Source organism: Streptomyces sp. NPDC060232 (assembly GCF_042726555.1).
Taxonomy (GTDB): Bacteria; Actinomycetota; Actinomycetes; order Streptomycetales; family Streptomycetaceae; genus Streptomyces.
Genome location: NZ_JBHXAG010000005.1, coordinates 102,050 through 123,567, shown reverse-complemented (window position 1 = coordinate 123,567; position 21,518 = coordinate 102,050). Strand labels below are relative to the sequence as shown.

The 21,518-nt window shown below is 69.3% G+C and carries 14 protein-coding genes and 1 tRNA gene; 8 read left to right on the top strand and 7 right to left on the bottom strand.

Annotated elements, in window-relative coordinates; all coding sequences use genetic code 11:
• Positions 1 to 182: 182 nt before the first annotated feature.
• The gene (locus ACFWFZ_RS10445; RefSeq protein ID WP_387119512.1) at positions 183 to 1,793 is read right to left on the bottom strand and encodes a hypothetical protein; all 1,611 of its coding nucleotides are present in this window, start codon (positions 1,791 to 1,793) and stop codon (positions 183 to 185) included.
• Positions 1,794 to 1,971: 178 nt separating this feature from the next.
• Positions 1,972 to 3,396, bottom strand: coding sequence for a hypothetical protein (locus tag ACFWFZ_RS10440; protein ID WP_387119510.1), 1,425 nt, complete (start codon positions 3,394 to 3,396; stop codon positions 1,972 to 1,974).
• Between the two features lie 388 nt (positions 3,397 to 3,784).
• Between ACFWFZ_RS10440 and haaT the strand changes: the two genes are divergently transcribed.
• The 4 genes from haaT (at position 3,785) to haaN (ending at position 8,571) form a co-directional block, all read left to right on the top strand.
• Complete coding sequence (gene haaT / locus ACFWFZ_RS10435; protein WP_387119507.1) at positions 3,785 to 6,562, top strand: cyclophane-containing RiPP biosynthesis TPR protein HaaT; 2,778 nt, start codon at positions 3,785 to 3,787, stop codon at positions 6,560 to 6,562.
• A 106-nt stretch (positions 6,563 to 6,668) separates the two neighbouring features.
• Positions 6,669 to 6,860: a HaaA family cyclophane-containing RiPP peptide gene (haaA, locus tag ACFWFZ_RS10430; RefSeq protein ID WP_078556773.1), complete on the top strand. Its 192-nt coding sequence runs from the start codon at positions 6,669 to 6,671 to the stop codon at positions 6,858 to 6,860.
• 13 nt (positions 6,861 to 6,873) lie between these two features.
• Positions 6,874 to 8,028, top strand: coding sequence for an FxsB family cyclophane-forming radical SAM/SPASM peptide maturase (locus tag ACFWFZ_RS10425; RefSeq protein ID WP_387119504.1), 1,155 nt, complete (start codon positions 6,874 to 6,876; stop codon positions 8,026 to 8,028).
• 78 nt (positions 8,029 to 8,106) lie between these two features.
• Positions 8,107 to 8,571, top strand: a complete 465-nt coding sequence (gene haaN / locus ACFWFZ_RS10420; RefSeq protein ID WP_376119381.1) for a cyclophane-containing RiPP N-acetyltransferase HaaN — start codon at positions 8,107 to 8,109, stop codon at positions 8,569 to 8,571.
• A 272-nt stretch (positions 8,572 to 8,843) separates the two neighbouring features.
• Here haaN and ACFWFZ_RS10415 read toward each other — a convergent pair whose 3' ends face one another.
• The gene (locus tag ACFWFZ_RS10415; protein ID WP_376119447.1) at positions 8,844 to 9,104 is read right to left on the bottom strand and encodes a helix-turn-helix domain-containing protein; all 261 of its coding nucleotides are present in this window, start codon (positions 9,102 to 9,104) and stop codon (positions 8,844 to 8,846) included.
• Between the two features lie 798 nt (positions 9,105 to 9,902).
• Here ACFWFZ_RS10415 and ACFWFZ_RS10410 point away from each other — a divergent pair.
• From ACFWFZ_RS10410 to ACFWFZ_RS10395, 4 genes are all read left to right on the top strand, one after another.
• Positions 9,903 to 10,988 (top strand): hypothetical protein, encoded by a 1,086-nt coding sequence (locus ACFWFZ_RS10410; RefSeq protein WP_387119501.1) that lies wholly within the window; start codon positions 9,903 to 9,905, stop codon positions 10,986 to 10,988.
• Positions 10,989 to 11,230: 242 nt separating this feature from the next.
• Complete coding sequence (locus tag ACFWFZ_RS10405) at positions 11,231 to 12,166, top strand: hypothetical protein (protein ID WP_387119498.1); 936 nt, start codon at positions 11,231 to 11,233, stop codon at positions 12,164 to 12,166.
• Between the two features lie 23 nt (positions 12,167 to 12,189).
• Positions 12,190 to 13,701, top strand: coding sequence for a hypothetical protein (locus ACFWFZ_RS10400; RefSeq protein WP_387119495.1), 1,512 nt, complete (start codon positions 12,190 to 12,192; stop codon positions 13,699 to 13,701).
• Positions 13,702 to 13,929: 228 nt separating this feature from the next.
• A tRNA-Arg gene (locus ACFWFZ_RS10395) sits at positions 13,930 to 14,002 on the top strand.
• 58 nt (positions 14,003 to 14,060) lie between these two features.
• On the opposite strand, the gene ACFWFZ_RS10390 is transcribed toward ACFWFZ_RS10395, so the two are convergent.
• From ACFWFZ_RS10390 to ACFWFZ_RS10375, 4 genes are all read right to left on the bottom strand, one after another.
• A complete protein-coding gene (locus tag ACFWFZ_RS10390) occupies positions 14,061 to 15,401 on the bottom strand; it encodes an ATP-binding protein (RefSeq protein WP_387119959.1) in 1,341 nt (446 codons plus the stop codon).
• Positions 15,402 to 15,756: 355 nt separating this feature from the next.
• The gene (locus tag ACFWFZ_RS10385) at positions 15,757 to 15,963 is read right to left on the bottom strand and encodes a hypothetical protein (RefSeq protein WP_387119492.1); all 207 of its coding nucleotides are present in this window, start codon (positions 15,961 to 15,963) and stop codon (positions 15,757 to 15,759) included.
• Positions 15,964 to 16,070: 107 nt separating this feature from the next.
• Positions 16,071 to 18,035, bottom strand: a complete 1,965-nt coding sequence (locus tag ACFWFZ_RS10380; protein WP_387119489.1) for an MFS transporter — start codon at positions 18,033 to 18,035, stop codon at positions 16,071 to 16,073.
• A 435-nt stretch (positions 18,036 to 18,470) separates the two neighbouring features.
• Positions 18,471 to 20,453: a hypothetical protein gene (locus ACFWFZ_RS10375; RefSeq protein ID WP_387119486.1), complete on the bottom strand. Its 1,983-nt coding sequence runs from the start codon at positions 20,451 to 20,453 to the stop codon at positions 18,471 to 18,473.
• Positions 20,454 to 21,518 lie beyond the last annotated feature (1,065 nt).

Sequence of the window (21,518 nt, the reverse complement as noted above, 5' to 3'; positions counted from 1 at the left end):
GGCACGCCTTCCGGTACAGCCCGCCCTTCGTAACCCAACACGCCTCCAGGGTCCGGAGTTGGGCAAAGAGGCAGGTCGTACGTCTGTCACCCCCTGACCAACGTGTCTCGACAGGGCCCCGAGAACCTCCGCCGGTGGGGGCCGGTCGCTTGACTTATCCGGCGACCGACCACCCCTGCCCGTCACTGCCTGCCTGTGCCCCGGCGCCAGTCCTCCATGACCAGCCAGAAGTCACGGGGCCACGACATAGTCATCGGGTCGAAGGAGTAGTTCTTGGCCGAGGTGTCCCGCCACAGGGTCTGGGCGTGTTGCACCTCGTCCGCGAGAAGTCTCGCAGTTGCCAGGTGCTCCCGGGCACAGGAGTAGTCCCTCTCCTCCGCGGCGCCCACGAACGCAGGCCACAGTTCCCACACCAGGTGATTCCAGAGTTCCCTCAGATGGTCTCCTGTCCTCTGACGGAGCGCCGCTCCCACCATCTGGTCGACTTCGTGCAATCGGTGATCGAGTTCACCAGAGGGGTCGTCGTCCCAGCCGTGCTTCTCCACGAGCCCCTTCCAGACCAACCAGGAGCGCTCCGCCTCGGTCCGTGCAAACTCTTCCAGCTCCCGCCGGGAAAGCATCGGGAAGTCCTGACCCGCCGCCGCAGTCGAGGGAGCCTCGTCCGGTGCCGGATCCGCCTCGCCGCCGTACCTGACGCGAGTGAGAACCTCCAGCAGGCGGAGTGCGGATTCGACATCTTCGTCACGAACCAGTCCGCAGATATCCGCCACGTCCTGGGAGACTCCCTCCCAGTCGCTCTCGGCAAGGTGATTGTCGAGCTCGTCAGCCAGCCAACCGGCTGACCCGCGACTCCGAAGACCTCCCAGAATCTCCTCGACCTCGGACTCGAGCCGGCCCACCACGGCTTCCGGCGTCTCCCGGGCTCGCTGGGCCTCTGCTTCCCCCTGAGCCCGTTCGGCTGCTTCACGCTGTCGGTCCCGCGCCACCTGGACTGTCGGAAGACGTGTCTGACTGGCACGCATCTTCTCGGCCGCCACGATGTCGATCTCGTCCAACTCCCGGATGGCCTGCATGCGATGCCCAGCCTGGATGAGCGGGTCCGATGCGAGGCAGCACAGCAGGCTCACCGCTTCCTTGGGAGCACGTTGTGCAACGGCCACTGCCAGGGCAAGTCGGTCCGCACTCGCGGCGGCCGGGTCTGCTACCAGCTGCTCCACGGCCAAAGGTACGTAAGAGCCCGGGTACTCATACTCAGCGAGAGCGAGACCTACCCTCATACGGGTCTTCATCGGGGCGGTCTCGTCTTCGGCGAAGAGGCTCGCGGTCCACACTGCCCACCCCTCGCGCACCGCATCCGCCAACCAGCCCCATCCGTTCCGGGGCAGCAGATATCGGGCTTCCGCGTAACCCACATCACGCCCACGATTCACCAGGGCATCGGCGGCCCTGTGACGAATGCCCTTCGGCAGACCCTTGGTTCCCACGACATAGCAGAGGCCGACGACGTATTCGGCAGAGGAATAAGAAGGCCGGTCGACACCAAGCCCGGACAGGCGCAGGATGCGCTGCAAGTCCTCGTTCCAAGGTCCCGGCGTCTTGACCACGAACGACGCTGCCGCCAGTGCCGCCCCGCCACGGATCTCACACGCGTGCAGGCTGGAAGTCCGCCAGTTATCGCCGAGTGAGTCATCGGCCAATCGGACCAGACAGGTACGGATGACATCGTCGGGCTGTCTGTCGCGAACCGGCACGTTGCAGTCCGGCAGTAGTTCGGGCCTCTCAACGCCCCCCATTCCACTCCCCCTTGATCGACAACCACGAGCATCCTAGCGGCGAAGCATCAGGCATCTTCGGAGCTTTCAGGGCCCGCCTCGGTCCTCTGGTATCTGCCGCCGCGTGACACCGCGCTGTCTCACTGGCCGAGAGCGCCGCCCGTTCTCGTCAGCCATTCGGTTCATCGGAGGGGTGAGATCAGCGTTCGCGCCGCAGCGAAACCCGAACATTCTTGTCGCCATCACGATCAAGGAACAGGCCTGACCCGTTCACGCTGGTGAGGTATGGAACGTCCACACCTACACCGAGAACTTTCGGCTCACCCGTGCTGGTCGTCAGGTTCAGCTCCGCGACGACCGCTTCCGCGCCATCGGCCGCCGATTTGTCCTGGACCGCCCCGTAGGCCGTGCCGTCGTCGCGGATCGAGGCGAGCGCGATCGTCTTGCGGTCCCCGTCACCTTCCAGACAGATGCCCTTGCCGAGCTTCAGATCGAAGACAACAGGCCCGGCTGCCAGGTAGCGGCGGTCTGGCGAAGTAATCACGGGGTAGTCGCGAGCCTTGTTGGAGCCCGGTACTTCGTGCGCACAGGTCATGCTGGCCTGCAGCCGGCCCGTTCGCACATCGTGCACCGACCACAGCGGGGCGTTCGGAGCTCCGAACGTGCCGCCTGTCGACCAGCCCGCGAGGATGTGGCCACCGGAAACGCCGTACACATCGCCATTCCACGAGCCGACAATGCCCGTCTTCGCTTCGATACCACTCGGGCGTACGGCGTCACTGAACCAGCGGTTCGGAATGCCGAAGCCTCCAGTGCCCAGGCCTACCAGCGGGCCGTCTGCTGTGGCCGCCAGCACGCGGCTGCTGGCGCAGGCCACCGTCGTCGCACACTGGGAAAGCATGCCGTTCGGCTTCTCGTATGCGTCGACCTTGCCGGTCGCCACGTCCACCGCTGCCGCCGAACGGGGAAAGGCGTCACTATCGCCCCAGGCGACGAGGATTCGCCCACCCGTCAATCCCACACGCACTTCACCGGGGTCAGCCGAAACAGGGACGTCGATCTCTCGCAGCGGCTTGACCGAGGTGCCGGAGGCATCGGCGGCATACACGGCGAGCCGCACCACCTCAGCCCCCTCGTGGAGAGAATCCTTGCCCCGCATTCCGTGCGCGTAGGCGAGCACGTACTCGCGCCCGTCCTGCTCGACCGCCATCACGTCCGGGATCTCCCCCGCCCGACCGGATTCCGCGTCGCCCTCCGCACCCTTGATCGGCGTGGGAGGGTTCCAGGGCCCGGAGATCCAGCGGACCTCACCGGTGTCGGCGGCACGCGCCTCGACAGTGTACCCGTTGGAGGCGGCGTGCATCATGGCAATCACACCCGAGCGCGGTGCGGCAGTCACGGGAATTGTCCGCACCACGCCTGGAACCCAGTTCAAGGTTGCATCCCAGCCCTTGCCCGGGTCGTAGGCCGACGGCACCTTCAGCTCCGCAAGCGGCTTCGCCTTATGGCCCGACTGAGGAATCCCGTTCTTGTCTTGGGCTCGACTGTCACCGCTGCCGCCGCTACAGCCCGCCACCAGGACTGCCGCCAACACGACCCCGCCCACCGGCCTGGCCACACGCATGCCGCTCTCCCTCTTCGCCCCCGTGGCCCCTCAGAGGCGCCCGTGATCATGCGTTCGGCGACGCTACCAGGGCTGACTACACACCCATTGCCGAGGATCACTCTCCGCTGGCGACCAGCAGCACGTTCACCTGGTCATCTGGCTGGCTACGTGAAAGGGGCGTCGGTGCGCCCGGCGTAGAAGCCATGCACAGGTTGGCTGATACGAGCCGGTGTGTGGCGGGGAGCTGACCTTGACCAGGGTCCGTGAGAGCTGGTCCGCTTATGCGCGATAGGGCGTCGGATTCGGGGGTTGCGTTCGTGACCAGAGCTACAGCTGGAAAGCTGTGCCGCGCCACAGGCGGCCAGCCCGAACGGACCAATCCCTGCTCCGTCAAGACGACCCACGTATGAGGCTCCGGCGGGGGATTTCCGTCGCCGTCGTGGCCGCCGGCGGAGCCGTTACGACCATGCTCGTGGGGCTCGTCACCAACGCCGTGTCCGAGTCGGAGTGGCCCGGGTGGCTGGGGTGGTTGCAGCGGCATGGCTGGTTCTCGTTCGCTTTGCTCGGCGGGGCCATGGTCGGGCTGGCGGTACTGCTTGCCGCGCTGTCGGAGTCGGGGGCGCAGGAACGCCGCGCCGCGCCGACGCCCCAGCCAGAGGAAGGGGCGGCGCCTCCAGGTGCTGCCCTCGTGCTGCGGTCCCTGCCCCGCGACACCACCGCGTTCACCGACCGGACCGCCGAGCTCGAGGCGCTGGTGCGGTCCGTACGGAACTCGCAGGAGAGCGGCGAGGCCCTACCTGTGCATGTGATCGACGGAATGCCAGGAGTCGGGAAGACGACGTTCGCCGTACACGCAGGACATGTGCTGTCGGAGCGGTTCCCAGACGGCCAGCTCTTCGTGAATCTCAACGGGCACACGACAGGAAGGCCCCCCGTCCAGGCCACGGAAGCGCTCGCATCGTTGCTGGCGGCGACCGGAGTGCCGGCGCAGCGGATTCCTGTCGGCGACGACTTGGGTGCGGTCACCGAGGCGAGGGCGGCCATGTGGCGGAGCCAGCTCGCGAACAAGAAGGCACTGCTCATCCTCGACAACGCGTCCAGCTATCGCCAGCTGGAGCCCCTGCTCCCTGGCGGGAGCGACTGTCTCGTGCTGGTGACGAGCCGGAAGCGGTTGGCTGCGTACGAGGAGGTGGTCCTGCCAGTGGAGGCGTTGCCGGCGGAGCATGCGGTCGACCTGTTCGTACGCCTCAGCGGGCGGTCGGCGGAGTCGCTGGATCGTTCTGTCCTCGAGCAGTTGGTGGAGCTGTGCGGGTACCTGCCACTGGGGGTGTCGTTGCTCGCCGCGCGGCTGCGCCATCGCCCGTCGTGGAGTGCCGAGGATCTCCGTGCGCGTCTGGTCACTGCCAGGGACCGGCTGGGAGAGCTCCGAGCTGGGGAGCGCGCGGTCGCCGCGACGTTCAGTCTGTCCTACCAGGACCTCACACCTGAGCGGCAGCACTTCTTCCGGTGTCTCGGCCTCTACCCTGGAACCGAGCTCGATGCCTTCTCCGGGGCCGCGCTCGGCTCGGTCTCGGTGGCGGCGGCACGCAAGGGACTCGACACGCTCTACGACGCCCATCTGATCGAGGAACACCCGGGGAGCCGGTTCCGGCTTCACGACCTCCTACGCGACTATGCCCGCGGTCTCGCCGACGAGGGAGGCAGCATGGCCCCTGTTCATGCCGTTCAGCGCGTGTGCTCCTACTACCTGGCCGCCCTCGCTGTCGCGAACAGACACATTGCCCGCAGCGGCGCCTCCACTCCGAATCCTCCGGATGAAGCCGCCCAATTCGAGACCCCTCCCATCGATTCACGTACGGCGGCTCTCGGCTGGCTGGAGGACGAGCGGGCCAACGTCCTGGCATGTATCCGAAGGGCAAACGATCTAGCGCTGCACGAGTTGGTGATTCACATGGCTGCGGCGATGGCGCCCTTCCTGCGGCAGGCCGGTCCCTGGGATCAAGCCATTGGCCTCCACCGGACCGCCGCCGAGGCCGCCCGGCACACCGGCGACCGGCGGGCGCTGGCCAACGCGCTGGCCGAGCTCGGAGTCGTACGGCGCTTCACGGCGGCCTACCCCGAGGCCATTGAGGCACTGAACGAGGCGGTGACGGAGTACGAGGCGGTCGGCGAGAAGCGAGGCAAGGCTGACGCTCTGAACCAGGTGGGCATCGTCTGGTACATGACCGCGGACAACGACGCCTCTGCCCAAGCGCAGACCGAGGCCCTCGCGCTCTATCGGGAAGTCGGCGACCGTCTCGGCCAGGCCAACGCGCTCGCGGACCTCGGCATGGTGCGCCGGCAGACCAGCCGGTTCGACACAGCGGTGGCGGCACAGACCGAAGCGTTGTCGATCTACCGGGAGCTGGGCGACCGGTACGGGGAGGCCAACTCACTGCGGGACCTTGGCGTCGTGCACTGTCTCCTGGGCGAGTATCAGCTGGCTGCCCAGCGCCACCGTCAGGCATTCGACATCTATCAGAAGCTCGACGATCGGGTCCACCAGGCGTACGCCCTCAACGAGCTCGGAGTCGTACGGCGCCTGACCGGCGATCTCACCGGGGCGCGGGAGGCTCATACCCGGGCGCTGGAGTACTTCACCGAGCTCGGTGAACGGTTCGGCCGCACGAACAGCGTTCGCTATCTCGGGGTACTGGACCGTATGGACGGGAACGTCATGGAGGCGATCCGGCTGTTGGATGATGCCCTGGGCTCGTACCGTGATCTCGGCAGCCGTGGTGGCGAAGCCGCCGCTCTGGGCGAGCTGGGTGCGGCGCGCGGGGTCGCCGGCGAGCGGGACGGTGCCGTCGAGTGGTTCCGGCGGAGTCTGGACATCCTCCGAGAGCTCGGCGACCGGTGCGGTGAGGCGGAGGTCCTGAACCTCTGGGGGACGCTGCTGTACTCCTCCGGTGACTGGGCTGCCGCCCGCGGACTCTTCGAGCAGGCGCTGGGGCTGGCCCGCGACATCCGCTGCCCGCTTGAAGAGGCACGGGCTTTGGAGGGGGTCGGCCGTTGTGACTGGACGGCCGGCGAACGGGCGCGGGGTGAAGGGTCGCTGCGTGAAGCGCGCGATGTGTACCGACGGTTGGGCATCGGCGGGGCGGCAGCTGTCGTCGAGCGGCTCATTGCGTCGCAGGCCGAGTAGCGGGGCATGTGGCTGGATTCGATATGTCGCCGAGGGTAGCGTCGCTGCTACCTTGCGGGCTGGTCTGCCGCCTCAATCGCCGTTGCACCACGCCGAGGAGCGTCGAATGCCGTCACGTACGCCCGTTCCCGCACCGCATGCTCCGGCGTCCGTCGTCGCGGAGTCGATCAACGGTTCGGTCGTCCTGGATCGTGTCGCCGTTCGCGTACGGCAGCGGCTGGCGGCCGAGCAGACGGCGTCGAACCACGCCGGCGAGGGTGGTCACCACGCTTCGCTGATCTGGACCTGGCCTCTTTAAGTCGTTCCGCTCGATGACACCGCGCGCGGACGTTGCCCCCTTTCGGTCGTTCATCCTCAAGGTTGCCAATCGCTGCAACATCGACTGCGACTACTGCTACGTCTTCAACTCCGCTGACCAGGCGTGGCGGCACCTGCCTGCTCGGATGAGTGCGGACGTGGCCCGGGCGGCTGGGCTGCGAATCGGTGAGCACGCAGCGGTGCACGGCCTGCGGAGCGTGCACGTCGTGCTGCACGGCGGTGAGCCGTTGCTCACCGGCCCCCGGCACATGGCAGGCCTGCTCGGCGCCGTACAGGAGGGTGTTCCGGCCGGTGTGGCGGTCCGTTTCGAGCTCCAGACCAACGGGACGCTCCTCACGGAGCCGTGGCTGGACCTCTTCGAGCGGTACGAGGTCGTCGTGGGCGTCAGCCTCGACGGACCGCCGACTGCGAATGACCGGCACCGGCTGACACACGCCTCGCGATCGAGCGCCGCCTCGGCCGTACGCGGCATCGAACTCCTGCGGTCTCGGCCTCACCTGTTCGCAGGGCTGCTCGCCGTCGTCGACCTGGCCAACGACCCGGTTGAGGTCCACGACTACCTGGCGTCGTTCGAGCCGCCTGTGATCGACTTCGGCCTGCCGCACGGGACGCACGACGAGCCGCCGCATCGCGACGACCCGAGTGTGCCCGAGTACGGGTTGTGGATGAGCCGCGTCTACGACGCCTGGCTCGCCCGGCCGGAGCAGCGGCACAGTGTGCGGATGCTGGAGGACATCGTGGCGCTGAGCTCCGGGGTGCACAGCTCGGTGGAGTCCCTCGGCCTGGCCCCGCCGACGAGCATCGTGATCGAGTCGGACGGCACGATCGAGGGCGTGGACACCCTGCGGTCCGTCGAGGAAGGCGCCTCCTGGCTGGGACGCGAGGTCTTCAGCCAGTCCTTCAATGAGGTCCTTCACCATCCGAAGCTCCTGCACCGGCAGAACGGGAAGGCCGCGCTCGCCGATCAGTGCCAGAGCTGTCCTCTGGTGGAGGTGTGCGGTGGGGGCTATCTACCGCACCGCTTCAGCACTGACCGCGGCTACCGAAACCCCTCGGTCTACTGCGCGGACTTGGAGTACCTCATCCGGCATGTTCAGGACTCCCTGCGCCAGCACGGCTGGGCTCCTCAGGCACTGACGCCCCCGTAGCCACGAGCCGTGCCGCCACGCCAGGATCACGTATTGCGACGGACGAGTGAAGCGATGAAAGAGCGACAGGAGATGTCGATGACCGTGACGATCCGCCCCGCCGAAAGGCGCGACACCGTGGCAGTGGCCGATCTGATCGAGGAGATCGAACGGTTCTACGGATCGACCGAGATCCAGCCGCTCGAGGAGCGCCGCTCCCAGGTGGAGGAGGCGCTCTTCGGCTCCCCGCCGTTGGCGTCCGCTCTCTTGGTCGAGGACGAGGCTGGTGATCTCGTCGGGCTCGCCGCCTACTCGTTCCTCTGGCCGGCGGCTGGCTCCTCCCACTCTCTGTTCCTGAAAGAGCTCTATGTCCGCGGCACCCTCCGGCGCCAGGGCATCGGCGCGCGCCTCATGGACGAGCTCCGCGCCCTGGCCTCAGCACGTCCCGGATGCAGCCGGGTCGAGTGGATGACGGACCGCAACAACCCCGGCGCGCGCGCCTTCTACAAGTCGTTGGGGTTCGCGGAGTTCGACGGGAAGATCGTCTACCGTGTGGACACCTAATACGACGTGAGGGTGGGCTTGGGAGGTGAACCTCCGACCGGCCTCTGGGACCGGTTTGAGCAGCAGCTACCTGGCGACCGCGACAGAGGGAAACACCATGCGGCAGACGGTGCGGCGGTGCGAGGAGTGCCAGACGATGCTGGCGTGATGTGAGCTGCCCGGGACGCAGATGCGGTTGATCCCCTTGAACTTGCCAGGCGAGCAGTCTGGGCGGGGCTCTCATCACCCACTACCGCCACATCCGACCGTCAACAGCGGTCTGGCGCCATTGCTTACCCAACGCCATCCGATGCGCTCGAGCCTGCGGGGGACGGCCCCTCCGCCTCATCGTTGTAGCCCCCGGGAGCCTCGCCAGGCGCAGGAATGCGCCACTCCACGTGAACGGGCCACAGCATCACGCCCAGCGCGCCCTCTAGATCAACCACGGTCAGCATGTCCGGCCAGACCGTGCCGTTGAGGACGTTCGCGATCACCTGGCGGTTGACGCCGCTTTTGCGGGCGAGCGCGTTGGCGCTCATGCCCCGTTCCGCCATGGCCTCGGAAAGCGCGCGGGCGATGGCCTGGGCTACGAGGGCTCCACGGTGCGCCTGCATCACGGCATGCGGCCACTCGCCGCCGCCCACGAACTCGTTCGGCCTCTTCGCACGTCTCGTTCCTCCAGGCACCTGACAAGTGTGGCGGAGTCACGCTCGCAATGCGTACCCACCCCACCCATGCTACTGATGTAGCATCCCTTGGTGAAGGGAACCAGCGAAAGGACTGCGCATGATTTCGTGTACCGATTCCCTCCCCGCCATGAAAAGCCCCGAGTCGGAAGCAGTCCACAGGCCGCCCGCTGCCCATGCAGTGGATGCGTCCGGCAGGGCATCGCGCAGCGCACGCCATGCGGCGTGGAGCCGTGACCCCAACCCGGACGCAGTATGCAGGTGCACTGCCAGGGCTCAGCCGAACCGGCCCGGGATTCTGGCACTGGAAGACGGGCAGCACGCTCCTACTGCCAGCGTGATACAGATGCCCCTCTCACCCTGCATCTCCTCGGCCGACTACCGGGCAAGCCTCAGCCGACCCGGACCACAGCACGGCCCTCATAGCCACTGCAGAGATCGCCAGCGTTCATGATCGCCGCATGGTCGTTAACCACAGTTGACGCATGAACCCTTGCTTCCACCTTCGCCAGGCTGCGCTGCCGGAGCCGAGGACGTCCTGGTCAACTGGCCTGTAAACAGGCAGCTTTGCGATGCCAGGCAAGATCGACAGTTTTCCTGCGGAGGAAGACTGCGGTGGCTTACGCTGCGCAAGCGCCGCCCACGCGCATGTCCCAGGAGGAACCCGTGCCCACCGCCAGCAGTCGTTCGGCAGCTTCCGAACCAGCCAAACCACTGCCTCACTTCAGGGTTCCGGTCAACAGGCAGATCGCGATCATCAAAACCCTCGGGTCCATGCCCCAGCCCTGCCATGTCAGAGACATCCAGGAGCGCACGAACATCGGCTCGTGGCAGGTCGGAATCGCCATGAAGTTCCTGCTGGATTGCGAGCTGGCCGAGCGCGTCCCCCCTCGGGGTACCTACCGTGCCACGAAGAAGGGTGTCGCTGTCGCGCGCGCCTGGTCAGTGAGCCCGGACGAAGGCCAGCGGGCACTGCACGACGCTTGGAAGGGACTCTGGTTCGTCCGCGCCGCACGCGAACGCCTCGCGGACGGCGCCGGGCTGCGCGCCGGACTACGGCTCCAGTTCATCAGGCAGGTCAAGACAGCAGGCCATGAGCAGGGCGTCGACCGGCTCCTGGACCTGATGACCGCAACCGGCTTTCTCCTTGAGGAAGCCGATGGGTACATCAGGTGGCACGCAGACGCGGCAGAGCCCGCCTCCAGGGCCGAGGACGGTCAACCCGAAGCGCAGCTGGAACCGGAACAAGCCGAGACTCGGCAGGACGTTCCCGAGGCGGGCGAGCAGACACCCGCCTCGGATGCGGATGACTCCTCGACGAACCACACGGAGTACGAATCCGGGGCCGGCCAGGACGAGCGCTGCTCCGGCCATGGGGAAGAGAAGCACGCGGAGACGAGCACCGGCGTTCCCGGTCCTCGCCGCGCCGCCGATAGCAGCTCAGGGCAGCCGTACCACGACCACGATGCAGGGAAGCTCCTGGCCGGGCAGCTCGACCTGGGTGACGTGTGTCATCTGACCCCCGAAGAAGCGGCTGCCCTGCACGACCACCTCACCGGACTGCTCACCACTCTGTCGGCGATGCGGACCCGTTTCCTTGAGCACGGCGAGGTCCTGAACGCCGCACTCCTGACCCCCTGGAACCTGGCTGACATCGCCGCCATGGATCGGGCTGAATGGCTCAACACGCACTCTCTGGCACGCCAGATGAGCACTGCCGCGCCCCTGAGGAGGCAGCCGACGAACGTCTAAAGACTGGGTCCGGAGGCGTCCTTCTCCTTGGCCGGTGCAGACGCCTCCGGACCCCCCACCGCAACCCGACACTTCCCCGCGAGGCATACGCCCGCGAGAGAGGGGCTTTGGCGTGCCCTCACCCAAGGCGAGAGCCATCAACCACCGTAGCGCGACTGAACCGCGCTCCCCATACTTTTCCGCGAATACCGTGATCATGAGTACGTCGTGGTCAGGGCCCGGCCACCCCGCTGGAGGCCCGCATGGCTAGGGCCACCCTCCGCGCTGCCCTCCGTAAAGTCGTCCACGAATGGGACCTGCGAACACGGGCCGGCACCCTCAGCCCCCAGACCGCCGAGTCCTACATCACCACCTCTGAACGGCTCCTGCTGTACGCCACGGCCCTTGCGCTCACCCGCCTGGACGACATCAGCGACAACGTCGCTCGGGGGTTCATCGACGCCCCCGGCCACGACCGCCACGGACGGATGGTTCCCGTCCCGGCCGAAAGCACGCGCCGGGGCCGAAAGGCTGGCGTCGACGCCCTCTTCGTGGAAGCACGCCGGCTCGGCCTGACCACCCGGGCCCCGTTGCTCGACCTGCCGCCCATCCCCCGTTCCGCACGACGTCCCACCGGCGTCCTGTCCGACAGCGACATCGACGCGCTGCGCTTCCACTCTGAACGGGGCATGCCTCAGACACGGCACGCCGCCGTCCTCGGGCTCCTTCTGTCCGGGCTGCACACCAGCGAGATCGGTTTCACCAGCACCACTGACCTCGACTTTGGGCACACCCGGGTGTGGGCGCTGGGTGCCACGCATGTCACCGCCCGCTACTGCCCCCTCGATGATGACTGGGCTCGCGAAGTGCTGCGTCTGCGCACGGACTTCATCAGCAGCCTGACCGCGCAGTGTGGCGCCCCACGCGCCCTGGCCACGATCGCGAATTCCCCCGCTTACCGCAGGCAGGCCAGTGTCTGCACGGCGTTCGGTGAGATCGTTCGCAGCAGCGGAACCGCTCCCGATGGCAAATCCGCAAGACCACGCGACGTCTCCAGCTGGCTCGCCGGGAAGGTCCTCGACGACACCGGCCAGATCGCTGACGTCGCGCTGCGCTTCGGGCTGTCGTCCCTTGACCGGGCCGCGCAACTCGCCGACTACCAGTGGCGCCCCCTCACCACCGAGGACGGCATCCTGTGAACCCTGCGGCCCCCAGTCGGCGCATGCCGGCCAATGCTTCCAAGCGCGCCCGGACCAATCCGGGGAGGGAGGGAAAGCCGAGGAAGAAGGAACCGGACTGGATCCTCGGCGCCGTCCCGCAGGATGCACTCAGTCCCGTCGGCTTCCAGCCCGAGCCCAAAGGAGCCGAGGCCCGCAACATCCCGGACCTCGAGCGGCTGGCGTTCCTCGTGGCCAACCCAGCCCTGTACGAGGTGGCCGCGGAGGTCTTCCCGCGGAAGACCTCCGGCAACGCCAGCCGGCCTGCGCACTACCCGCCGTACATCTACCTCATCTTCGTTGCCGCCATCTCGATCTTCAGCAGTGCCCGATCTGTCGAGGCGAATTTGCGCCTCGGCTCCGTGTGGAAAATCGTCGTCGAAGGTGTGCGCCACTGCCTGGGGGACAAGGAGGCCGACTTGCTTCCCGAAACCGGGCCCGAGCGCCACCACTGGATGGACTTCCAGCCGAAGATGATCCGAGCTTTGCCCCGGCTCCGGGAAATCTCAAGGGACACGTGGATCCGCCAGGCGATCGCACAGGGACTCCTTTCCGAGGAGAGACCCCGTGGAAGCTGGCTTCGCCCTGATCGAAGCCAGGTCATCAACGGCGACGGCACCGTAGTCCGTCCCCCTTCCGACCAGACCGAAGAGTTCAGCGTCGACAAAAAGACCGGAGAAATCCGGAGGCATCGCGTTGACCCGGACGCTGGGATCCAGACAGAAGGAGACGGAAACAGCATCTACGGTAAGAAGCTGGTCGCCTTCTCCACCCGCGTCGCCGGGAAGCCCCACAGCCGCTGGTTCCTGAACGTCGACAGCGCACGCCACCGCTCGCCCGAAGAAGATCCGGACAGGGAGGAGGAGGCCTCCGTAGCCCTCCGCCTCGCCCACGAGATCATCGACCGCGCCCCTGGCGTCATCGCCGCCAGCTTCGACACCGCATGGCGAGGCGTCCACCGGACCGGACTCGTCCGCCGGGGAATCATCGTCTTCACCAGACAGCACGATGGCATCAAGCCGCACCCACTCGAGCGATTCCACTACCAGGACTGCACCCACGACATCTACGCCACAGCCGGCCGTGCCTGCGAGCGGCAGATCACCGTCAACGGGAAAACGATGTACTCGCCGCTACCCGTCCGGGAACTCGAAGTGCGCTCCGGAAATACCTGGCGCTTCTACCACAGAGTAGAAATCCCGTGCCGCCACGGAGCGCACACCGAGCGCATCCCCGTATACGAGACACAGACAGACCAGAGGATCGACCCTAGAACCAAACGAAAGAAGTTCAACAGGACCGAGCATCTGCGCCAAGTACCCCCGAACACCGACTACGGCGACAGGCTTCTCGGTTTCCGCCAGGACAGCGAATCAGGAAACTGCACACTCGACTACTCGCACCGCGACAATCGTGTCCCCGCGTACGGAGCGCAGGCAGCCCTCCTCGTCTACCTCGGCTTCGCCTGGATGATCAACTCCATCTCCCTCGCCACGGCTGCGGGCCCATCCGCCTGACCGCGCTGCGGCCGACGCGGTCCCGCCAGCGGAGCTCGCTGCGGGCCCCGGGCCCCACCGCGCCGCCGCAAGATCACATCCCCCTAATCCGACAGCAACCTACGGTCCCCACCCGCTACACTGGCGCCGGTGCGCAGCCCTGGCTGTGCACCGCGCAAGATCCTGGGACGACGTGTCTGGCATCGCGGGGTTCACCCCGATTTCCTACACGTTTTCCCACAGATCCCCGCCTTCGTAGCTCAGGGGATAGAGCACGGCTCTCCTAAAGCCGGTGTCGCAGGTTCGAATCCTGCCGAGGGCACAGTCGAGGACCCCCCGCCGGTGAACGGCAGGGGGTCCTCTTCGCGTGGTACGGGGCTTCAGCGGGCGCGGCGTGTGCAGGGGCCGGGGGTCGCAGGTGCGTCCCGGCGGGCGTCCCGGTCGGGGACGGGATCGGTCGCCGGGGGCGACGCCGGGCCCGGGAGCACGACGCGGGCCTCGGCGCCGCCCTCCGCCCGGTTGCGGAAGGCGAGGGTGGCGCCGAGGGCCCGCGCCTGGCCGACGGCGATGGTCAGGCCCAGCCCGTGGCCCTTGTTCGTGCCCTCCGTGCGGAAACGCTGCGGGCCGGTCGTGATCAGGTACTCCGGATAGCCCGGCCCCGCGTCGGTCACCGTCAGGACCGGGCCGTCCACCGTGACCGTGACCGGGGCGGCGCCGTGGCTGTGCGCGTTGGCGACGAGATTGCCCAGGATCCGCTCCAGGCGGCGCCGGTCGGTCTCCACGCGCGGGGAGGCAAGCACCCTCAGGGCGGTGTCGGTGCCGGACGCGCGGATCGTACGGGCCGCCAGGTCGGCCAGGTCGTACGAGTCCAGCTCCACGCGTTCGCTGCGCGTCTCCAGCCGGGAGATCTCCAGCAGATCCTCGGTGAGCGAGCGCATCGCCTGCACCCGGTCTCGTACGAGTTCGGCCGGGCGGCCCGGCGGCAGGAGCTCGGCGGCCGCGTTCAGGCCGGTCAGCGGGGTGCGGAGCTCGTGGGCGACGTCCGCCGTGAACCGCTGTTCCGCCTCCAGCTTGCCCTGGAGGGACGAGGCCATGGTGTCCAGGGCCCGGGAGACCGCCGCGACCTCGTCCTTGTTGCGGGGCTTGTCGCCGACCCGGGCGTCCAGGTCGCCGGCGCTGATCCGGCGGGCCACCTGCGCGGTCACGTGCAGGCGCCGGGTGATCCGGGTGACGCCGACCGCGCCGATGAGGAGGGTGACGCCGATGGCGAGGCCCGAGGAGCCGAGGATGGCCCGGTCGAGATCGGCGATGGTGCGCTCGGCCCCGCGGAAGTCCACGAACACGGCGATCGCGCTGCCGTGCTCGGCGGGCGCGGCCGCCCACATCACGGGACGCCCGCGGTGCCTGCCGACGGCCGTGCCGCGCTTCCCGTCGAGCGCGAGGGCGCGCAGCTCCGGGGGCAGGCCCGAGGGTTCGATGCCCTCGCCGCGCGGCATGCGCGCGCCGTCCTCGTACGCCTCGATGGACCGCTCCAGCTTCAGGAGCGCCTTCTCGCGCGCCGTGCCCACGGTCTGGCGGGTCATGGCGCCGTGCACGAGGCAGCCGAGCAGGGCGGCGAGCCCGCAGCACATCAGGGTGATGAAGACCGTGGCCTTCCAGGTCAGGGTCGAGGTCCAGGCGGGCAGCCGCGGGCGCGGCCGCAGCCGCGCTCTGCGCTGCATTTCGTTCATGGTCAGGTCACGGTAATGCGCCCGCCCGGGCGGGCGACCGGCGGGATCCGGCCGGATCCCGCGAGATCCAGCCAGATCGGGCCCGGGCTCGTCGGCGGGTGTCCGCGCCGGTTTCGGCCTCCGCCAAAGACGCAAGCAGGACGCCGCCAGGAACGCGACCGGAAGCGGAACCGGAGCGGAACCGCAAACGGCATCGGAGCGGCATCGGAAACGGACGGGCAGCGGACCCGAAACGGACGTGGAACCGGAAGCGTGTGTGGCGTCGGAAGGGCGTGAGGGCGCACGAAGCCCTCCCGGCCGGAGCCGGAAGGGCCGCGCCACCACGGATGCGCCTTCCCGCGAGGGATCAGCTCAGGCCACTGCTGCGTTCGCCGATGCGGTCGCCCTGCGGAGTGCCGGCCCGCTTGAGATCGGCCTTCGTGTGCAGTCCGCCCTTGACCTTGCTCCGCACAGGACCGTCGAAGCCGTGACCCGGGGAGCGCGGCGGCTGCGCGGCCGCCTCCTGCGCCTTTGCGATGGCCGCCCGGACGTCCCGCTTCTGCTCTTTGTTCATCCCGTCGTCAACTCCCTCAGGAAGCACCCAATCGGACTACTGGGATCGTATGCATATATACGGAGCAACGCACCCGGACCGGAACGTAAAGAAATCCGGTCTCCTGGTCAGGGAGTCGAGCCGGTCGCCGGGGCCGGGCTCTCCGGCAGCCCCACCGTCGCCTGGATGACCTCCTCGGGGCAGGGCGTGCCCCGCGGCAGCTGGTACTTCGCCGCCACCCGGTACTCCCCCGGCGCCGGGACCAGCAGCTCCGTCCACACGTCTCCCTCGGCGTCCGGCAGCGCCTTGAACAGGCATCCGGCGGTGTTCGCGAACTCCTTCGGCACGGCCCCCCGCGCCTTCGAGTCCACGGTCTCCTGCGGCGGCGGCACCGGCTTGCCGGCCCCGTCCACCAGCCCCAGCCACGGCGAGTGCGGGATACGCACCAGCACCCGGCCGGCCTGCCTGACGTCGACGACGAGCTGGTCGGCGCCCGCCCGCACCACGGTCGCGGGCCCCGACACCAGGTTCGTCGGATCGTCGACCTTGAAGAGCCGCCAGTTCGCGTCGCCCCACACCTGCTGGAGGTACGGCAGCCCCGCCCGCACCAGCTTCGCCTCGTCCTCACCGCCCGAATCGGGCTTGTCGGCCGGCAGCACCACGTAGTGCACGGCCCAGCGCTCCAGCCAGGCCCGGTAGCTGTCGGCGGTGAGCGTGTCGTCGTAGAAGAGCGGGTTGCGCTCCAGGTCGGCCTGCCGGTTCCAGCCGCGCGCGAGGTTCACGTACGAGGGGAAGGCGGAGGACTCGCGGTGGCTGCTGACGGGAACCACCTCGACCCGGCCGCGGTCGGCGCCCGCCTTCCGGAGCTGGTCCACGAGCGGGGCCAGCTCCCGGTTCCAGGCGGCCACCGGGGTGGTGCGGACGATGTCCGTGATGCTGTTGGTGGTGATCCAGGCGTTCAGGCCGACGAACGCGAGCAGCACCCCGTACCAGCGCCGCGACCGCGGGACCTCGTACGGGAGGGCCGCGAGCAGCACGGCGCCGCCGAACAGCATCACCATCCTGGTGACGTTCGAGCCGACCTGGGAGTCGATCACCCAGGTCAGGAAGACCCCGAGGGAGTAGACCGAGGCGGCGATCCGGACCGTCTTCCAGCGCCGCGGCACCAGGAAGAAGATCAGCAGCCCGAACAGGAACGGCAGCCCGGCCGAACCGATCTTCATCGGCTGCGTACCGGAGAACGGGAAGAGCCAGGCCGACAGCCCGACCACGGCCACCGGGGCCAGCCCCAGGGCGTACGCACCCGGGCGCCGACGGCTCAGGAACAGCGCGGCCGCGATCACCCCGAGGAAGAGGCCCGCGACCGGGCTGGCGGCGGTCGCGATCCCGGCGAGCGGGGCCGCCACCGCGGCCTTGGCCCAGCGGCGGTACGCCCACTTGCGGGGCCAGCAGAAGACCGCCGCGACCGCGCCGAGCGCGAACATCGCGCCGAGCCCGAAGGTCACCCGGCCCGACAGCGCGTTGCAGAACAGCCCGTACACCCCGGCCAGAGCGGGCCACACCGGCTCCCGCACGGCCCCGCGGCAGCGGGTCAGGATCAGGGCGAGCAGCCCGGCCGAGACAGTGCCCGCGATCATCATCGTGGTCCGCACACCGAGCATGTGCATGAGGTACGGCGAGACCACGCTGTACGAGACGGGGTGCATGCCGCCGTACCAGGCGAGGTTGTACGCCGAGTCCGGATGCCGGCCCACGAACTCGGCCCAGGCGTCCTGCGCGGCGAGGTCGCCGCCGCTGTTGGCGAAGATGAAGAACCAGACGACGTGCAGGACTGCGGCGAACAGGGTGGCGACGGCCACCGGGTGCCGGCGGAGCGGATCGAGGGCGCGGGTGCGGATGCGGATGCGGATGCGCCGAGGGGGCGTCTCGTGCGGCTCTGGCTGCCCCTCCGGCTGTCCCTGCGACTCCCGCGGTTGCTGCGGCTCCTGGTCCCCCTGTTGCGGCGGCAGGGGGTCGGCGCCACGGCCCGGGCCGCCACCGTCGGCCGACGGGATGGCTGCCTGGCGCCGGCCCTGCTGCTCAGCGGTGGTCACTGCCACACTCCCCACACATGGATCCGCACCGGGACGCATCTGCGCGTCCCGGGTCCACCCTGCCGTCAAAGTCTCGCCGAGGTGCCCCCCGGGCGCCTGGCCGCCCGGCCGCCTGGCCGCCTGGCCGCCCGGGCGTCGGTCGCACCTTGGCGGACACTCGCTCGTGCTGTGGCCGGAAAGGTTTGCCGGGTCGCGGTGTTCGGCGCATGGGGTCTCCCCAGGCCCACAGGGCCGAGGGGAAGCATCGCAAGACGGAGGGCCACGGCGCGTACCGGACGTACGGGCGTGGTCCGACAACGCGGCGAGGCGCCGTGCCGGGCGCCGTGACCCGGTGAACCTTGGCGGTCACACAGCACTAGACGCGCACCGGCGCCCCGGGGTTGCCCGGGGCGCCGGAACAGCGCTCTCACCGACTGCCGCGTCAGCCGATGCGGGTCAGCCGATGCGGGTCAGCTTGCTGCCGATGCCCGGCGAGGCCAGGTCGCTCTGCAGCGCCACCGGCACCTTGACCTGACTGGCGCCCTCGCCGACGGTCAGCAGGCCGACCTCGGTACCGGCCTTCGCGGTCTGCGGCACCTTGCCGCCGCCGTCCGCGAGCTTCACGTCCACGGTGAGCGAGGCCCACCCGATCGCCTGCACGTCGGCGGTGGCGACGACCGGCGTCCGGCCGCCGAGCCCGTCGTCGACGTACCCCACGACCTGGCCCTTCTTCACGACGATCGCGCCGTCGAGGGACTTCTGCGTGGCGGTCATCAGCTGCTTGCTCGCGGCGAGCACGGTGTCGATGATCGACGGCTTGTGCTGGCCGAGGACGGCTCCGACGATCAGCTGGTTGGTGTTGCCGATCTTCTTCTGCGCGGCGAAGAGGAGATTTCCGCCCGCCTTGGTCGTCGTACCGGTCTTGATGCCGAGCGCGCCGCTGGGGCCGGTCAGGCCGTTCCAGTTGCGCCAGTTCTTGCCGGACGGGTCGACCCAGTTCGGCTTCTTGGTGATGTCGAGCAGTGTCTCGATCTCGACCAGCTTCAGGCCCAGCTTCACCTGGTCCTCGGCGGTGCTGACCGTGGTCGCGTCCAGACCCGAGGGGTCCGTGTACGTGGTGTTGGTCATGCCGAGTTCCTTGGCGGTGTCGTTCATCTTCTTGACGAACGCCTCCTGGGAACCGGAGTCCCAGCGCGCGAGCAGCCGCGCGATGTTGTTGGCCGACGGGATCATGAGGGCGGCGATCGCGTCGTACTCGGAGATCTTGTCGCCCTCCTTGACCGTGTCGAGGGTGGACTCGTTGTCGGTCGAGTTGTTCTTCTTGCCTTCGGTCTCGGCCGTCTTGTCGACGTCGATCATCGCGCCCTGCTCACCCTTCTTTATGGGGTGGTCGCGCAGGATGATGTACGCCGTCATCGACTTGGTGACGCTCGCGATCGGCACCGGCTTCTGCTCGCCGGACTGGCCGAGCGTGCCGAGGCCGGCGGCCGCCATGTACGCCTGCCCCTCGGTGGGCCAGGGCAGCTGCGGCGCGGCGCCCTCGAAGGTGTACGAGGACTTCGCGGTCATCACGAGCTTCGGCTCGGGCAGTGGGCGTACCAGCTGCACGACGGCCAGGATGACCGCCAGGAGCACGACGAGCGGCGCGTAGATCTTGATCCGGCGGACGGCGGTGCGCAGGGGGCTCGGCGGCGGGGGCGGGTTGTTCGTGAGGTCCGCCAGCATGTCGAGCGGAGGCTTGGGAGGCAGCGGCTGCTGGGTGGTCCGCTCACTCCGGTCGTTGAGCCGCTCGGTGGTGGTCGCCGCCGCGGAGCCCGGTGCCGGCGGGGCCTGCGGTACCGGGGCCTTCGGCGCCCCGCCGTCGGCGCGCAGCGGCACGAAGGTGCTGGCCTTGGGCGCGTCGGGCCGCGGCGCCTCCGGCTTCGGGGCGCGGAAGACGGCGGTGCGCTCGCTGTCGGCGGCGGCCTCGTCGGCCGGAGCGGACGTGGAATCCGGAGCGGAAGTGGAAGCGGTACTCGGCCTCGCGGCGGGCGTCGGCTTCTGCTTCTCCCCGCTGTCGGGCTTGAGCGCATCCACCTTCGGCACGCGGAACACGGCGGTGCGCTCGCTGTCCGCCGCCTGCCCCTTCGGCTCGCCGGAACCGTTCCCGGCGGCCCCGCCCGTCCCCGGCTTCACCGCGCGGAAGACGGCGGTGCGCTCACTGTCCGCGGGTTCGTCGGCAGCGGGCTTCGAGGGCGCGGCCGGAGCCGGCCCCTTCGGCAGCCGCACACCTCGGGACTTCGCCTCACCGGACCCGGCCTCACCGGACCCGGGCTTCACGGCGCGGAACACCGCGGTGCGCTCACTGCCGGCCGACTCGGCGGCGGGAGCCTCCGCAGGCTTCTGCCCGGTGGCAGCCGACGGCGTGCCCCCACCGGCCCCGGCGGACCCGGGCTTCACGGCACGGAAGACGGCGGTGCGCTCACTGTCCTCGGCCGCGGACTGCCCCTCGCTGGAAGCGGAACCGCCCGCACGGGACGCAGCGGGACGCCCGCCAGCCTCGCCGGACGCCCTGTCCGCGCGAGCGGAGCCGGTGCGGTCGCTGTCCGCCGCAGCCGGCTTGGGCGCACCGAAAGCGGAACCGGCCGCGCCGGACGCAGCGGAACGCCCGCCGCCCTCGGCCGAAGGCTGCCCCGCACCGGCGGAGCCGGTCCGGTCCCTGTCCAGGACAGCGGGCTTCGACTGGCCGGAAGCGGAACCGCCCACGCGGGACGCAGCGGGACGCCCGCCAGCCTCGGCCGACGACTTACCCGCGCGAGCGGAGCCGGTGCGGTCGCTGTCCGCCGCAGCCGGCATCGACGCACCGGAAGCGGAACCGGCCGCGCCGGACGCAGCAGGACGCCCGGCAGCCTGCTCCGAGGCCTCGCCCGCCGAACTGGCGGCTGCGGACTGCGACTCGCCCGAAGCGGAACCGCCCACGCGGGACGCAGCGCGACGCCCGCCAGCCTCGGCCGACGACTTACCCGCGCCAGCGGAGCCGGTGCGGTCGCTGTCCGCCGCAGCCGGCTTCGGCGCACCGAAAACGGAACCGGTCGCGCCGGACGCAGCGGAACGCCTGGCGGTCTCACCCGAGGACTCGCCCTCAGCGGCGGAGCCAGCGCGGTCGCTGTCCGCCGCAGCGGGCTGCGGCCCGCCGGAAGTGAAACCGGCCGCGCGGGGCGCAGCGGGACGCCCGGCAGCCTCGCCGGACGTCCTGTCCGCGCCGGCGGAGCCCACCCGGCCGGAGCCGGGGCGGTCGCTGTCCGCAGCCGCGGGCTTCGACTCGCCGGAGGCGGAATCGGGGGCGGAACCGGGGGCGGTCGTCGGGGACGCGGTGGGGAGCCTGGCGGGTTCGGCCGGCGAACGGTACGCGCCCGCGGCAGCCGCATCGGCGGAGCCGGAAGCGGGCTCCTCCGTGGTGGCGACCCATGCCGCCACCGCCTCGCGCAGCGCATCCCGCCCGCCGACCCCGACCCCGGCATCGGC

Bases quoted from the DNA above. Each gene is read 5' to 3' on its own strand.
- haaT (WP_387119507.1), top strand. From the start codon at position 3,785: ATGAGGCTCCGGCGGGGGATTTCCGTCGCCGTCGTGGCCGCCGGCGGA.
- ACFWFZ_RS10400 (WP_387119495.1), top strand. From the start codon at position 12,190: ATGCCGGCCAATGCTTCCAAGCGCGCCCGGACCAATCCGGGGAGGGAG.
- ACFWFZ_RS10425 (WP_387119504.1), top strand. From the start codon at position 6,874: ATGACACCGCGCGCGGACGTTGCCCCCTTTCGGTCGTTCATCCTCAAG.
- ACFWFZ_RS10415 (WP_376119447.1), bottom strand. From the start codon at position 9,104: ATGGCGGAACGGGGCATGAGCGCCAACGCGCTCGCCCGCAAAAGCGGC.
- ACFWFZ_RS10440 (WP_387119510.1), bottom strand. From the start codon at position 3,396: ATGCGTGTGGCCAGGCCGGTGGGCGGGGTCGTGTTGGCGGCAGTCCTG.
- haaN (WP_376119381.1), top strand. From the start codon at position 8,107: ATGACCGTGACGATCCGCCCCGCCGAAAGGCGCGACACCGTGGCAGTG.
- haaA (WP_078556773.1), top strand. From the start codon at position 6,669: ATGCCGTCACGTACGCCCGTTCCCGCACCGCATGCTCCGGCGTCCGTC.
- ACFWFZ_RS10405 (WP_387119498.1), top strand. From the start codon at position 11,231: ATGGCTAGGGCCACCCTCCGCGCTGCCCTCCGTAAAGTCGTCCACGAA.
- ACFWFZ_RS10445 (WP_387119512.1), bottom strand. From the start codon at position 1,793: ATGGGGGGCGTTGAGAGGCCCGAACTACTGCCGGACTGCAACGTGCCG.
- ACFWFZ_RS10385 (WP_387119492.1), bottom strand. From the start codon at position 15,963: ATGAACAAAGAGCAGAAGCGGGACGTCCGGGCGGCCATCGCAAAGGCG.
- ACFWFZ_RS10390 (WP_387119959.1), bottom strand. From the start codon at position 15,401: ATGCAGCGCAGAGCGCGGCTGCGGCCGCGCCCGCGGCTGCCCGCCTGG.